Origin of the sequence: uncultured Limosilactobacillus sp. (assembly GCF_934202235.1) — a bacterium.
Classification (GTDB): domain Bacteria; phylum Bacillota; class Bacilli; order Lactobacillales; family Lactobacillaceae; genus Limosilactobacillus.
The window spans coordinates 13,485-29,172 of sequence record NZ_CAKPXS010000017.1; the positions used below are offsets into that span (position 1 = coordinate 13,485).

The 15,688-nt window shown below is 49.6% G+C and carries 13 protein-coding genes; all 13 read right to left on the bottom strand.

From position 1 onward, the window contains the following. Window positions 1-4: 4 nt before the first annotated feature. The 13 genes from recG to coaBC all read right to left on the bottom strand — a co-directional run bounded on the left by recG (window position 5) and on the right by coaBC (window position 15,540). Window positions 5-2,041 carry an ATP-dependent DNA helicase RecG gene (recG, locus tag Q0E49_RS03965; RefSeq protein WP_295746660.1) on the bottom strand — a complete coding sequence of 679 codons (2,037 nt, stop codon included), beginning with the start codon at window positions 2,039-2,041 and terminating at the stop codon, window positions 5-7. Window positions 2,042-2,115: 74 nt separating this feature from the next. After that, a complete protein-coding gene (locus Q0E49_RS03970; RefSeq protein WP_295746661.1) occupies window positions 2,116-3,822 on the bottom strand; it encodes a DAK2 domain-containing protein in 1,707 nt (568 codons plus the stop codon). A gap of 19 nt (window positions 3,823-3,841) precedes the next feature. Further along, a complete protein-coding gene (locus Q0E49_RS03975) occupies window positions 3,842-4,207 on the bottom strand; it encodes an Asp23/Gls24 family envelope stress response protein (protein WP_295746662.1) in 366 nt (121 codons plus the stop codon). Window positions 4,208-4,350: 143 nt separating this feature from the next. Then, the gene (gene rpmB / locus Q0E49_RS03980; protein WP_102278765.1) at window positions 4,351-4,536 is read right to left on the bottom strand and encodes a 50S ribosomal protein L28; all 186 of its coding nucleotides are present in this window, start codon (window positions 4,534-4,536) and stop codon (window positions 4,351-4,353) included. A 123-nt stretch (window positions 4,537-4,659) separates the two neighbouring features. After that, entirely contained in the window at window positions 4,660-5,322 is a 663-nt protein-coding gene (locus tag Q0E49_RS03985; RefSeq protein ID WP_295746663.1) for a thiamine diphosphokinase, read from the bottom strand. Between the two features lie 63 nt (window positions 5,323-5,385). After that, window positions 5,386-6,039 (bottom strand): ribulose-phosphate 3-epimerase, encoded by a 654-nt coding sequence (gene rpe / locus Q0E49_RS03990; RefSeq protein ID WP_295746664.1) that lies wholly within the window; start codon window positions 6,037-6,039, stop codon window positions 5,386-5,388. A gap of 17 nt (window positions 6,040-6,056) precedes the next feature. Continuing rightward, entirely contained in the window at window positions 6,057-6,941 is an 885-nt protein-coding gene (gene rsgA, locus Q0E49_RS03995) for a ribosome small subunit-dependent GTPase A (protein WP_295746665.1), read from the bottom strand. Between the two features lie 11 nt (window positions 6,942-6,952). After that, window positions 6,953-8,851 (bottom strand): Stk1 family PASTA domain-containing Ser/Thr kinase, encoded by a 1,899-nt coding sequence (pknB, locus tag Q0E49_RS04000; RefSeq protein ID WP_295746666.1) that lies wholly within the window; start codon window positions 8,849-8,851, stop codon window positions 6,953-6,955. Between the two features lie 20 nt (window positions 8,852-8,871). Beyond that, a complete protein-coding gene (locus Q0E49_RS04005) occupies window positions 8,872-9,594 on the bottom strand; it encodes a Stp1/IreP family PP2C-type Ser/Thr phosphatase (protein ID WP_295746667.1) in 723 nt (240 codons plus the stop codon). Between the two features lie 17 nt (window positions 9,595-9,611). After that, window positions 9,612-10,949 (bottom strand): 16S rRNA (cytosine(967)-C(5))-methyltransferase RsmB, encoded by a 1,338-nt coding sequence (gene rsmB, locus Q0E49_RS04010; protein ID WP_295746668.1) that lies wholly within the window; start codon window positions 10,947-10,949, stop codon window positions 9,612-9,614. Continuing rightward, window positions 10,936-11,892 carry a methionyl-tRNA formyltransferase gene (gene fmt / locus Q0E49_RS04015; RefSeq protein ID WP_295746669.1) on the bottom strand — a complete coding sequence of 319 codons (957 nt, stop codon included), beginning with the start codon at window positions 11,890-11,892 and terminating at the stop codon, window positions 10,936-10,938. The genes rsmB and fmt overlap by 14 nt, the downstream gene beginning before the upstream one ends. Before the next feature lie 15 nt (window positions 11,893-11,907). Then, a complete protein-coding gene (gene priA, locus Q0E49_RS04020; RefSeq protein WP_295746670.1) occupies window positions 11,908-14,325 on the bottom strand; it encodes a primosomal protein N' in 2,418 nt (805 codons plus the stop codon). After that, on the bottom strand, window positions 14,326-15,540 hold the full coding sequence (gene coaBC, locus Q0E49_RS04025; RefSeq protein ID WP_295746671.1) for a bifunctional phosphopantothenoylcysteine decarboxylase/phosphopantothenate--cysteine ligase CoaBC: 1,215 nt from the start codon (window positions 15,538-15,540) through the stop codon (window positions 14,326-14,328). Window positions 15,541-15,688: the final 148 nt, after the last annotated feature.

Consider the following 15,688-nt stretch of genomic DNA (forward strand, 5'->3'; position numbering starts at 1 on the left):
TCTCCTAATCAAAGTGTGTCTTTAACTTACGACGAGTCAAATAAAGCACCAGTGGTTGATTTTCATCAACTTCTTCCCAGTGGGGTGTCTTCAACAGGTCTTCGGCATCGTTTCTCGCAATTTGGAGAACTTTTAAGTCGCCAACTGGGTCCCCTACCTTAAAGTCGGGAATACCTGACTGTTTCTTACCAAGAACATTCCCCGAACCGCGCAGCTCAAGGTCGCGTTGGGCAACTTTAAAGCCATCGTCAGTTGCCACCATGGTGTTCATTCGCTCAACACCGTCATCAGTCTTCGGATCTGCAATTAGTAAGCAGTAACTCTGCCGATCTCCCCGACCGACTCGACCACGCAGCTGGTGGAGCTGAGCTAAGCCAAATTGGTCGGCGTTATAAATCATCATCACGGTGGCATTAGGGTTATCAACACCGACTTCAATTACCGTTGTTGCCACCAGTACTTGGATTTTTCCCTGCTTAAAGTCTGCCATCACCTGCTCTTTTTCTTCGTTGTCCATGCGACCGTGAAGTAAACCCACCTGGTACTTACTACCGAAATACTTGGCAAAACGCTCGTACAACTCAGTCGCATTCTGCACGTCTAGTGTCTCCGATTGCTCGATGAGGGGACTGACAACGTAAACTTGGGCTCCTGCTGCTAACTGTTGGTCAACAAAGTCCAGTGCTGCCGGGGCTTGGTTTTCTCGCAGCCAGCGAGTCTCGACCGGTTTGCGTCCAGCTGGCATTTCATCGATGACCGAAATATCCATTTCACCATATGACGTAATGGCGAGCGTCCGCGGAATCGGCGTGGCGGTCATCGCTAAGACATCCGGATGATGCCCTTTTTCCCGTAATGCCTGGCGCTGCTTAACCCCAAAACGGTGCTGCTCATCGATAATTGCCAAACCCAGGTTCGCATAATCAACACTTTCTTGAATCAACGCGTGTGTTCCAATAATGAGGTTGATTTCACCCTTTTTAATTGCAGCGGTCAATCGTTGGTGCTCCTTGGGTTTAAGTGATCCTGTTAAAAGCCCAATCTTAACTGGTGTCCCGGCAAAAATCTTTGCTAACTTATTTGCGTGCTGCTGAGCAAGAATTTCAGTCGGGGCCATCAGTGCTGCTTGAAATCCAGCATTGATGGTGGCAAAAATGGCCAGTGCCGCGACAATGGTCTTCCCCGAGCCAACGTCCCCCTGCAAGAGACGGTTCATCTGGTAGGGCCGACGCAAGTCACGGCAAATTTCGTTTACCACCCGCTTTTGTGCACCGGTCAATTCAAAGGGAATCGTCTGAATAAAGCTTCTCAACTCGTCATTGTGATACAAAATGGAGTTGCCCGGGGTTTGCTCATTAGTCAGCTTAATTGCCTGGAGCCGCAGTTGAAACAGGAAAAATTCTTCATAAATAGCAGTACGCCGAGCCGCCTTCAATTGTGCCGGATCATTGGGAAAATGCATTTCCTGGATCATTTGCCGACGTTCCATCAACTGATAGCGCTGTCGCAAAGCAAGTGGCAGAAGCGTCGCAATCACATCCTGGTATCGATGGTAAGCCTGTTTAACCAGTTTCCGGATGGTGGACTGCCGCACATGCTTATTAACGGGATAAATAGCGCCCAGTTCTTCCTGATCTTCTGCTGTTTGAGTAATTAATTTACTTCCTAGCACCTGTTGTCTGCTAGCTTCCCACTTGCCAAAGACAGTCACGTCCTGGTTGAGGATCACCCGGTTCTTGAGGTACGGCTGGTTAAAGAAATTAACTAGTACGACGTCCCGCCCCACCAGGAGACGGAAGCTCAACCGGTTGCGATGATAGCCAAATCTGGACAGTAGCGGCTCCGACATCACCGTCCCAGAAACCGTCACTTTCTGCTTGTCCTTGGCACCGTGAAGGTCTGTCGGTGCAAAATCGTCATAGCGTGACGGGTAATAGGTGAGCAGGTCGCCAACAGTTTTAATATTGAGACTGGCCAAGTGTTCAGCCGTTTTGGCACCCACGCCCGTTAACTGAGTGACCGGATCATTTAAACTTTTCACGGTAATCCTGCCTCCCCCCACGATTGGCAAAAGCGGCTGTGCGAACCACGTCGCACAGCCGAAAGCATCATTATTTATTCAACAGAAATCAAGTAAGGGTAAACTGGTTGATCCCCTTCATAGATTTGGACATCTAATTCATCATCGGCATCAAGAACCGCATCACGAATTTTTTCTGCTGTCGCCTTGTTGCCCTCCTGGCCGAACAAGATCGTGACAACTTCGCTGTCTTCATCCAGCATCCGCTTTACCATCTCAGTGGCAGCGGCCTGGACATCCGGATTAGTGTTGGTGATTTCACCATCAACAATCCCCATGTAGTCGTCCTTCTTGATTTCACGACCATTGAGCTTGGTGTCACGCACGGCAATGGTAACTTCACCGCTCTTAACGTTGGCACAATTAGCTTCCATATTGTCATGGTTTTCCTGCAAGCTTGCATCAGGGTTATATTCCAAAAGAGCTGTCAGCCCCTGAGCAATGCTCTTGCTGTGAACAATCGCCACTGGAATATCAGCAACCTGGGCCGCTTGGTCAGCTGCCATGAAAATGTTGCCATTGTTAGGCAGAACTAACGCCTGCTTAGCACCACTGTTGGTGATCGCATCAGCCAAGTCTTCGATACTTGGGTTCATGGTCTGACCACCACTGATAATGGTAGTAACGCCCATCCCCTTGTAAAGATCGGCAACCCCTTTCCCGGCAACAACGGCAATGACCGCTGTTTCAGGTTTCTTCGTGGACTGTTCCTTCGCCCGTTCAACAGGAGTTTCGGCTGCCCCGTCCGCTTGATGGTCGTCATGTTCCATGATTTCCTCTTGCTGCCAGCGCATATTATCAACCTTAACCGTCTGAAGGTCACCAAACTCTTGACCCCATGACAGCACCTTCCCGGGATGCTCGGTGTGAACGTGCACACGAACAACTTCATCATCATTAATGACCAGTAGACTATCACCCAGTTTAGCCAGGTAATTGTAGAAGGTATAGTAATCAAATTTGCGGTCAACCTGTTTGCCCCGGCCAAGCCGCACCATCATTTGAGTACAGTAGCCATACTTAATGTCTTCCGGATTGAGCTTACCTTGTGCGCTTTGGTGGTGCTTAACGTTAATCATTTCATCAATCTGCGCGCTATCAGGCTGCTCAGTACTTTCCTTGCCAACCAACGCATCGTAAAAGCCCTGCAGGACAAAGACTAAGCCCTGTCCACCTGAGTCCACAACGCCGACTTCCTTCAGGACGGCCAGTAATTCTGGCGTCTTTTTCAGCGCTGCTTGCCCCGCGTCCAGGATATCCTTCATCACGGTAACCACGTCCTGGTTATTGCCGTTTTCAATATCGTCAATTCCGGCCTGGGCACTTTCACGCACAACCGTTAAGATGGTTCCCTCTGTCGGCTTCATCACTGCCTTGTAAGCAGTTTGTGCACCAGCAGCATAAGCGTGAACAAATTCATCAACGGAGAGGATTTTCTTCCCCTCAACGTCCTTGGCAAAGCCACGGAAGATTTGCGATAAGATGACACCCGAATTCCCCCGGGCCCCCATCAGCAGCCCCTTGGCAACGGCACCTGCCAAATCACCAACGTTGAGGCTGGTGGCCTCTCGCTCATACTTCGCACCGCTGGCCATTGACATGCTCATATTAGTCCCGGTGTCACCATCCGGTACCGGAAAGACATTCAGCGAGTTAATGAAGTCTGCCTGCTGGGTTAACTTAGCAGCGGCCGTTTGGACCATCTTACCAAATTCCAGATTAGTAATTTCTTTAACAGCCAATTAAATTCCTCCCTTGGTACTAGTTATTATCAGTAACCCTGACACCTTGAACGTAGACGTTAACTTCGTCTGCGTTGATTCCCAGCATCGATTCCAGGTTGTACTTAACCTTTTGCTGAACACTCTTCGAGATCTCAGAGATTTTCGTACCATAGCTAACAATGATATTCACTTCAACGACAATACCATTGTCGTGCTGACGAACCACTACACCCTTGCTGTAGTTTTCACGACGCAGGATCTGATTAAAGCCATCGCGAACGGGGTTGCGGCTAGCCATCCCAACAACACCGTAGTTGTCCGTTGCGGCTCCGCCAACAACAGAGGAAATCACGTCATTAGCGATATCGATGGTGCCAGAATGAGTTTTAATTTTAACTGCCATTTAAATGGCCTCCTTGATCGTTAACTTAATAAAGTTTGCAGTTTGGTTAATCATAACATAAGCGGCGTTCAAAAGTGAAGATTCGCCGCAGCCACCCGAAAACTAAAAAAGCTGCCCGCCATCGCGAACAGCTAATCGCTAAATTAAATCCGGTTCAGCTTCCCCGACTTCAGGGTCCGTGCAGAAACGTAAACCTTCTTCCGCTTACCATTTTCTAGAATGGTAACCTTCTGCAAGTTTGGCTTCCAGCTGCGGCGGCTAGCGTTTAACGCGTGTGAACGCTTGTTACCAAAACGCGTCCGCTTGCCAGTGATGTAATCCTTAGCCATTGGTTTCCCTCCTCTGCTGAACAAATTATTCGCCACGCATTGCGCTGTAACTCACCTAGTTAATTTACCATAGCGAGCAAACGAATGCAAGAATAAGTTTCAAGTATTTTTCCTTGACAGTGATTAAATAACATCTCGGCACTGAATAACTGCCACTATTCCTGACTTAAACGAAAAATGGGTTTTTTCACCCTTAAACTCATTGCTCGTCCAAGAAACCGGGTAAGAGCAATGCCAATTATCAAGCGGGTATTTTTCATCGACTAATGTCAGTCCTTCTACCGCCGTCAAGTTGACAAAGGCCAAATATTTCATCCCTGTTTCCCGTCTTAGACAATAGTGTCCGGGCAAAAAAAAGCTGACAGTATTGCCACAATCACGGATTACCAGCTTCGGCAATGACTGGCGAAAAACCGGCGCCAGTGGCAAAAAAAGGTTCGCCAGCAAATGATCCAACCGACCACCAGTGGCCCCGTACAGACAAACTTGGTCATACTGGTAATGGCGCTGGACAGCCAGCAACCCTAACTGCGTATCGGTGTAATCCTTTTCGGGGGGAAACTGCTCAACCTTTCCCACAGCTTGTTTAACAGCCTGGCGCTGCTGATCAGTACTAGAATCAAAATCGCCTAACGCATATTGGGGGATAATTCCTCGCTGCACCAGCCGCACTGCACCATAATCAACTGCCACCCACGGCTCGTTTGCTTTCCGCTCCACTTCTTTCCACGGAATTAGCTGTTGCGGTCCGCCAACCATCAAGTTGACCGTGGAAACTTTGTTCATTAAAACACCACCTAACAAAAGAAGAGGGACTGTCGACAGCCCCTCTTGAATAATTACTGCTCCTTACTTCGTTGCGTTACGGATAGCATTAACCCGTTCAACCGGATCGTCTGCCCCGAAAACGAAGGAGCCAGCAACGGCGACGGTAGCACCCGCCTTGTAGCACGGAACGACGGTCTGGTCATTAACCCCACCATCAATTTCGATGTCAAAGTTATACCCGTGTTTTCGCTTCAACTCGTTTAATTCAGCAATCTTGTCAACCGTCTCTGGCAGGAACTTCTGACCACCAAAGCCTGGGTTAACGGTCATCACTAATACCTGATCAACCATGTGGAGAACCGGTGTAATCATGGCTACTGGTGTCCCCGGATTGATGACAACTTCAGCCTTAGCACCGTTGTTGTGAATGATTTGCAAAGCACGGTGGATGTGCTGGGTTGCTTCGACTTGAACCCCGATGATATCTGCCCCGTTTTTCGCAAATTCTGGAATCAGGTGTTCCGGATTTTGAACCATCAGGTGAACGTCTAATACCATCTCGGTGATTGGCCGAATTGCTTTCACAAAACCAGGGCCAAACGAGATACTTGGCACAAACTGACCATCCATAATATCAATGTGCAAGTATTCTGCCCCACCCTTATCAACACGTTCGATATCGCGTTGAAGGTTAACAAAATCAGCACTTAAAATTGAAGGCGCAACTTTAATCATTTGTAATCTCCTCGTTTCTAATACTTCGGTTTACGATTGGCAATCATTTGCTGAAAAGCAACGTAATCTTCATATCGTGACTTCATTATTGTACCACTGGCAACCGCATCCTTCACCGCACATCCAGGTTCCTTTAAGTGACGACACCCACGGAAACGGCATTGCGGTGCCACTTTAACCATTTCTGGAAATAATTGGGGTAACGTCTCAGCATCAATTGAAAGGTCCTCATATGAGGAGAACCCCGGCGTATCGGCAATCAACGCCCCCGCAACGTCAAGCAGGCTGACCTTGCGAGTAGTATGTCGCCCCCGCTTGAGGGCCTGCGAAATCTCGCCAGTCGCTAACTGTAAGCGTGAATCCAAGTGGTTTAGCAGGGTCGACTTACCGGCCCCCGTTTGTCCCATCATCGTCACCACGTGGCCGCTGAGGACCGCTTTGAGTTGGGCTAACTGCTCAGTAGAAAATGGTTTCCGGCCGCTCAAGACTTGGTAGCCCGCATGACGGTATCCATCCGCAACCGCCGTTATTTGACGGTATTCTTCAGTGGTAGCCAGGTCAGTCTTGGAAAAGTAGATCACTGGCGTAATCTTGCTCTTGGCCAACGCCACCAGCTGACGGTCTAACAAATTAGGCGTAAAACGCGGTTGGACGACGGCAGTAACGACAACCGCTAAGTCCACATTTGCCACTGGTGGTCGCACCAGGCTGTTAGTCCGTGGCAAAACTTTTAAAAGGTAGCCATGTTGCTGGTCATCAGCACTAAATTCAACCTTGTCACCCACCAGTGGCTTAATCTTTTTCTGCCGGAAGTTACCACGCCCCCGCGTCCGAAAAATTTGGCCATCGCATAAGACATCATAAAAACCACCTAACGATTGCTGAATAATCCCTTTTTTCACCACGTCACTCCTTATCCGGTAATGTTAGTCGCACTCATAATCGTCCGTCCGTTCCTGACAACCCGGTAGGAACCGGTTTGCCCTTTTCTGAGGGTAAACGGAACGTTAATCGTGGTTTCCTGGTTAATCGTAATATCTTGGTACTCCATCGTCAGGTTGTGGTTGGCATCGGCAATGTAGACCTGGACCCGGTTCTCATGCTTGCCGCCATTACCATCAAACGGAATGTTGATTTGAATATTCGTCGTCTTGGTTTGGTTACCAGACGAAGCGATTGAAACCGTTAGCGTATCGCCACGGCTTAACTTGGCCCCCGCTTTTGGAATCTGTTTTAAAACATGGTTGCTGGGAACGGTACTGGAGAATTTCTCCGTTGTCGTCAGCTGTAACCCGTGCTTATTGGCGTAGGATTGAACGGCACTGATATCATCATGCTTGAAGTTCGGCACCGTAAACTGCGGCTTGCCTGCCGAAACCGTCAGCGTTACTGACTGCCGGGCGGGTTTCACCACCGTACCTTCCTTATGACTTTGGGCCATCACTTGTCCCTTATCAACCTTGTCGCTGTAGCGGTGTTTAATTACCACCCGCACACCATGCGACCGCAGTTCATCAGCAACATCTGTTGCCGTTTGACCAACGTACTGCTTGATTGTCCAGTGCTTGGCACCGCGGCTAATTGTGAGGTCCACTGGTTGGTATCGTTTAACCCGACTGTCGGGTTCGCTAGTCGTAAGGACACGGCCAACAGCAACACTTTGACTATGCTGTTCTTTAATTCGGCCAACATGGACATGGGCTTTTCTCAGCCGTGACTTGGCTTGAGCCGTTGTCAAACCACTGACATCTGGGACACTGATTTCTGTATTTAAGTATGTTCCCACACCAAACCCCAGCAGGATCACCGCAGCAATGCCACCGCCAATCAATGCCTTCTTGTGACGCTGCCAGGCAGATGGTTTGGTTGGCTGCTCTCGCTCGTTAGAATGGTGCTTTTCTTGCTCTTTGTGTTCCAGTTCAGACAGGTCTAAAACTTTTGTTTCACCGTCATCACCATCATCAAACGAGTACGGTGGCTCGTCCTTTCTTGATGGCGATAAAACGGTGGCCAAATCGTCTGCCATTTCCTTTGCCGACTGGTAACGACAAGCCGGGTGCTTTGCTGTTGCGTGAACAACAACGTTTTCCAGGGCTTGCGGAATATCAGGATTCTGCCGACGAATAGATGGCATTTTTTCTCGCGAATGCTTCAGGGCAATCGAAACGGCATTTTCACCCTCAAAGGGGACCTTCCCTGTCAACAGTTCGTACAGGATAATCCCGAGAGAATAAATGTCAGACCGTTCAGTCGCAATGCTGCCACGAACTTGCTCCGGTGACAAGTAGTGGACAGAGCCGAGCAGCGTATTCGTTTGCGTTAAAGAATTTTGGGATGTTGCCGTGGCAATCCCGAAATCCGTAATTTTAATGTTCTTATTTTCATCAATTAGGATGTTTTGTGGCTTCAAATCCCGGTGAATAATACCATGAGCGTGGGCAACTTCCACGGCAGAAAGCACCTGCTCCATGATATCAACGACCTGCGGCAACGGGATCGGAAAGTGGTGGCTAATGTAGGCCTTTAAGTCAGTCCCTTTGACGTATTCCATGACTAAGTACTGCATCCCATGGTCAATGCCCACATCGTAAATACCAACAATGTGTGGATCATGGAGTTGAGTGGCCGCCATCGCTTCTCTCTCGAAACGACGACGAGTCCGCGGATCGTCACGCAAGTCAAGCCGCAACAACTTAACCGACACGTCACGATCAAGGTATAGGTCATGCGCCAGGTATACGTTTGCCATTCCACCTTCGCCCAGCGGCCGTTTAATCTCATACCGGTTGCTAAGCTTGTCTCCAGGCTTCATGTTAATAACCTCTCTTGGTCTTATTGACTTATTGAGACGGTGATATTATCTGGACCTCCAGCCTTATTCGCCATTTTCACTAATAGCCCGCACTTCCGCTTCAGCGACTTCCGCGATTGAAGTACCTCCGCAATCTGCTGTAGTGGGACCATTTTGGAAAGCCCGTCGGTACATAGCAAAAGCTGGTCGCCATGTTTGATTCGAAAGCGATTCACATCAGCCTTGGCTTCCGCAGAAATGCCAATTGCCCGGGTAATGATGTTGTTTTGTGGCGAATTTTTGGCTTCTTGTTCGGTGAGATCACCTTTTTTTACAAGTTCATTTACCAGGGAATGGTCCACCGTAATTTGGGTTAACTGACCATCGTGCATAATGTAGCCACGACTATCACCAATATTGGCCACCACTACTTGATCATCAAATAGCACTGCGGCAACCATGGTGGTCCCCATCCCGTGATAACTTTGTTTCTCAGTTGATTTTTCTAAAATTTTATTATTAATAAGCTGCACTTGCGAAACAAGCCATTTTGAAGCCGTTTGCGGCGTCATCGGCGAAGCAGTAGTAAAGGCACGGCCAAATGATTCAGTTGTTAGTTCTGCGGCAAGGTCTCCCCGCTGATTGCCACCGATACCATCAGCAATCACGACCAAAAAGAGCCCCTGCTTATTACTAAACAAGGCTACTCGGTCCTGGTTTTGCTTGCGGTGACGACCAATATCGCTTTTGAAAGCAGTTTTCATTGAAAGAAAATTCCCCTCTAGGAGAGACGCTTGATGGTAGCGATGAAGAAGCCATCGGTACCATAATCGCTCGGTAAAATTGTCAGCGAGCGAGCATCTCGACCATCCTTAATACACTTTGTTGTTTGGGTTGTTAACTCGGCAAACTGCGGATGTGAACTCAAAAATTCACGAACCGTTAACTCGTTTTCCGTTTTTAACAAGGTACAAGTGCTGTAGGTTATTATACCGCCCTTTTTTACTTTTGTGGCCACCGCATCCAAAATTGCTAGTTGAATTTGGTGTAAATGCTGACTGTCATCTGCAGTCTTATCGTAGCGAATTTCAGGTTTTTTCCGTAGCAACCCGATTCCGCTACATGGCGCGTCAACCAAGATAGCGTCAAACTGTTCATCAGCAAAGCATTCGTCCACTTTTCGCGCGTCAAGCGCCAGCGCGGTTACCCGGTCACTGACACCTAAGCGCGCTGCATTTTGCTGGACCAATCGCACCTTGTTAGCATGGAGGTCAAGGGCAATGACCTTGCCACGATCAAGCTGTTCGGCGATTTGAACGGTTTTGCCGCCCGGGGCTGCGCATGCGTCAAGAACCTTGAAGTCGGCTGACAAATTCATACTGTCAACTGCCAGCTGAGCGCTCTCATCCTGGATTGTTACTAGTCCATCATTAAAGGCTGAGCTCTTGATGACATTCCCAGAATCGACAACCAGCCCTGCCGGCGCGAGGGGACTGCGATGGACTTTGACTCCATCGTTAGCAAGCTGGTCAACAGCTTGAGCGGCATTGCCCTTAACCTGGTTCACCCGCAAGGAAAGGTGGGCAGGTTCATTAATACTATCCAGAATGGTTTCAGTCTTTGCCAGCCCATAATCACTAGCCAGTTGTCCTACCAGCCAGCGAGGAACACTTCTCTTCACTGACAGCCGTAAAAGCGGATCCTTAATTTCGTCCAGACTACGGCGGGGGTGCCGGAGGTAATTGTGTAAAACGGCTGTTACCAGTTTGCGAATTCCGGGATTGCCGTGGACCTTGGCAATTTCGACCGTCTCATTGACGACTGCAAAATCCGGGACGCGTTCAAGGTAATCAAGCTGGTAAACCGCTTCTAGCAAGAGGACGTGGACCCAGTTAGCCAACTGTTTATTATTGAGAAATGGTGCCAGTCGGTAGTCCAACGTTAACTTGTGTTGTAATGTGCCATACACAATTTTGGTCAGCAAACGCTTATCCACTTCACTTAGTTGGTGGTGAGCAATCGTATTATTCAGCTGTAAGTTAGAATAAGCCGCCTGGCCAATCACGCGGTCTAAAGTGATCATCGCCAGCCAGCGCGGCGTTTTTTTAATGTTTCTCATCAGTAATTGCCTGGAACCCTTCCGTCAAATTCTGGTGCCCGTTCAGGTAGGCCGTAATATCCATTAACGGCTTGCCCGCAGGTTTTAACTGATTGATTTGATAAACTGTCCCCTCACCAGCCGCCAGAACTAACGAGTGTTTTTCGACCCGGACGACTTTGCCGGGGGCCAAGCTCGTTTTTTCATTCAGTGGGGTGACATCATAGATTTTCGTGCGCAAGCCATCGACAACCATGTTACCAATTGGAAATGGCCTTAAACCGCGGACCTTGTCATCAATTCGTTCTGCAGTCATGGTGTAGTCAATTCGTTCCTGCTCACTGCTAATATTTGGTGAAAAACTAACTTTGGCCGGGTCCTGCTTGACGGGATGAACGTCACCAGCTACCAAGTGTGGCAATGTCTTCATCAGTAAATCGCGACCCAGTACACTTAGTTTCTCAAACATTGCTCCGGTGTCATCCTGCCTGGTAATCGGGATCTTCTTTTGCGCAATGATATCACCGGCATCCATCTTTTTGACCATGTACATGATCGTGACCCCGGTTTCACGGTCACCGTTGATCACTGCATAGTGGACCGGTGCGCCACCACGGTACTTTGGCAGTAGTGATGCATGGACGTTAATTGCCGCAATCTGGGCTGCTGCTAACAGCTTAGTCGGTAAAAATTGACCAAATGCAGCAGTAATCATCAGGTCCGGTTTCATCGCGATCAACTGAGCCATTTCTGGACTATGGTTGATTTTTTCTGGCTGGAGAACCGTGATCCCACTAGCCATGGCGGTCTCCTTGACCGGAGAAGCCGTTAACCGATGCTTGCGACCCACCCGCCGGTCCGGCTGGGTAACAACTGCTTTCACATCATAATCATGACTGTCAATCAGCGCTTGGAGAATCGGGACAGCAAACTGTGGTGTTCCCATAAAAACAACGGATTTCATTAGTTAAAAACTCCTTTACATAAAGAACTGTGGTTCAGGATCAATGGAAACTTGAAGGTCGCGAAACCCCTTTGGTTGGGTTTCAGTGAGCACCGTCGTTAGTACCCGGTGCAATTGTGGATCCTGCTTATACTTAATAACTAGCTGATAGTAGTAGCGTCGCTTCATCCGGGCAATCGGTCGTGGCGACGGTCCCAGAATAATTGTTGATGGCGCAACCGCCTGCTTGATCTGTTCACTGATTCTGATCATTGCCTTCGCGGCAACGGCTTCCTGCTCATGACTAGCCATCACGCGGACAGTGTAATAATAAGGCGGGTACCCACCCCGGTAGCGGACATTCATTTCGGTCGCAAAAAAGCGATCGTAGTCGTGAGCTTGGGCGAGACGGATGGCGTAGTGATCCGGATTAAAAGTCTGAATAATAACGTGCCCCTGCTTCTCCGCCCGACCAGCACGACCGCTCACCTGCGCCAGCAAGTCAAAGGTATGCTCGCTTGCCCGAAAATCAGGAAGCTCTAAACCAGTATCGGCATTAAGCACCCCCACGAGGGTCACGTCCGGGAAGTCTAACCCTTTGGCGATCATTTGCGTTCCTAACAAGATGTTTGCTTGATGGTCACCAAACCGTCGTAAAATTTTTTCGTGCATGCCTTTCCGGCGGGTGGTATCGACATCCATCCGCAAGACACGTGCTGCTGGCAATCGTGCAGCCAACTGGGCGGCCACCTTTTCGGTGCCCGTCCCGTAATAACGAATGTGCCTGCTATGACATTGCGGACAATACTGGGGAATCGGTTCTTCATGGCCGCAATAATGACAACGCATGGTGCGCGTATCCATGTGCAATGTCAGTGAAATATCGCAATTGGGACACTTCAAAACTGTTCCGCAATCACGACACATCATAAACGAAGAAAAGCCACGCCGGTTAAGCATCAAAATACTTTGTTCTCCCTTGTTCAACCGGTCTTGTAGTAGTTCCATCAACCGGCGAGAAAAATTGGTTTCTCCCTGCTGACGGATCTCAGGACGCATATCAACAACTTCAATTGGTGGCAGCGACTGGCCATTCACCCGGCGGGTTAACCGCAATAGTTGGTAGACTCCCACCTGTGCACGACTGCGACTTTCCAAGCTGGGAGTAGCGGATCCTAACAAAAGGACTGCCTGGTGGTACTTGGCCCGCCATTTAGCAACGTCGCGGGCATGGTAACGAGGAGAATCATCCTGCTTATAGCTGGTTTCATGCTCCTCATCCATGATAATAATCCCCAAATTTTGTAGGGGCGCAAAGATTGCCGAGCGGGCACCGACGACCACCCGCGCTTGGCCACGGTTAATCCGCCGCCACTCATCATAACGTTCTCCCTGCGATAAGTTGCTATGTAGAATCGCGACCTGGTCACCAAAACGACCACAGACCCGTGCCACCATCTGTGGTGTTAACGAAATTTCGGGAACGAGCATCAGGGCAGTTTGCCCCTTTTGCAGGGCCTTGGCGATTGCTTGGAGGTAAACCTCGGTTTTTCCACTCCCGGTCACCCCTTGTAAGAGAAAGGTCTGGGGCTTTCCCTGGTCCATCGCGTTGCTAACGGCGGATAAGGCATTGTGCTGCTCCGGATTTAACTGCAGTGGTGCAGTTTGCTGATACTCTTGCCCCTGGTGAGGGCGCCGATATTGTTCCACTGGCAACTTAATCAGCCAGTGCTCTTGCTCGCCCTTGTTGACGGTACTAGCGGAAACATTAGCCTGTTGTTCCACGTCTTTTTCCAGGATTGTTTGGTCAAAATGGCCAGCCAAAAAGTTTAACAATCTGCGCTGAGCCACCGCCCGTTTGGCCACTTGACCAGCTACTAATCCCGCTCGGTCTGGTGTTAATAGTGACCGAATGCCGGTAACAGTTTTTGCTCCAGCCCGGCTTTTTACCCGGTATTCAAAACGAACCTTTTTCTGGCGACGTAGCTTAACGATCCTTGCCACTAATTCGGGATCCCGCTGAATGGTTGCAAAGTCCAATTCATCGCGCTGGTCAAATAAGTCCTGTCGTTCATCTTTACTTAATGGCGCTACCACCCGGATTAACCGTTTCGTCTTTCCCTTCAGTGCGGTCGGTAACATGGTATAAAGGCAGGAGATCCAAAAAGAATACGTATCGTCCGCCATCCACTGAGATAGCTTCAACAGCTCCGGATTAACCACTGGTTTCAAGTCCATCAGTGCCGCTAGTGGCCGCAGATCGCCATCAAAGTGGTGCGGCTCATCAACACCGACGACAAAACCCTGCACCTGACGATCACCTTTACCGAACGGAACGACGACTCTCATCCCCGGTTCCACGGTATCCACCCACTTTTGAGGGACCTGGTAAGTAAAAGGATGGTTGGTCTGCTGAGTTGGTACATCAACAATCACTTGCGCAGTCTGGGCCATCTAATCTTCCTTTCTGAGCAATTGAGCAATCAAGTCGACCAACCGTTCACCCACCGCCTTCTTCGACATGAGCGGCCACTTTGCGGGTTGCCAATTGGGCCGCAAAATCGTCACCTGGTTGTCATCACTACCAAACCCGGTGCGCGAATCACTAACGTCATTGGCCACAATCACATCTGCCTGCTTGTCAACCAGCTTCTGCTGCGCGTGCGCCAATAAGTCGTTAGTTTCCGCCGCAAAGCCAATCACCAGCTGTTCCGGCCGCTTCAGTTTCCCCGCTGCCTTGAGAATATCGACTGTCGGCACCAAGGTAAGCTGGTAGGTGGACTGATCCGCTGCTTTTTTGATTTTCTGTTTAGCTGGTGATGCTAATTTAAAATCGGCTACCGCTGCCGCCATCACTAAAACATCGGCACCATTCAGCTTTTGCTTGACCGCCGTTGCCATTTCTTCCGTCGTTGTCACCTTCACAATCTGACAGCGTGGCGAAACCGGTAATTTTACCTGCGCACTCCCAGCAATAATTGTGACTGTTGCTCCGGCATTCAGTGCCGCCTCTGCAATGGCTAACCCCATTTTTCCGGAAGAACGGTTGCCTAAAAAGCGGACCGGGTCAACCGGCTCGCGAGTCCCGCCCAGCGTGACCACTACTCGTCGTTTGCCAAGCTGGTCACCATCAGCAACCAGCACTGTTTCCACGAAGTCAGCAATCGCGCCCACTGCGGGCAGCCGCCCTTTACCTTGGTATCCTTCAGCAAGGTAACCAGTGGTGGGCTCCATCAGCAAACGCCCATCTTCTTTCAGTAACCGCACATTACGCTGGGTAGCAGGGTTTTCCCACATCTGAGAATTCATTGCCGGAATGACCGCAACGGGGGCACTCGTTGCTAACAAGGCAGCGGTGGCCGCATCGTCAGCAATCCCATTGGCCATTTTGGCGATCACGTTTGCCGTGGCCGGTACAACCACTGCTAGGTCGGCCCAGTCGGCTAACTCAATATGAGGAACGTGGCCGTCGACCGACTCAGCCCACAGGTCAGTGAAGACACGGTGCTTAGTCAACGACGCGAACGTTGCCGGCCCAACTAGTTCCGTGGCTGCCTTGGTTTCGGCAACCCGTACTGTCAACCCCTTTTTTTGCAGCGTCCGGACCAGTTCGACCGCTTTATACGCGGCAATACTGCCCGTCACATACACAGCAACATGTTTCACCATCAAGCACCTCCAAGAATCAATCGTCCTAATTATATCATTGCCCAGTTAAAAAAGGGGCTGTGACATAAGTCCCTCATAAAGAATGGAGCTCGATGAAATCTTCGGATTTCATTGAGCTCCATTTTCCTTTAAAATAAATAGAAAAGGC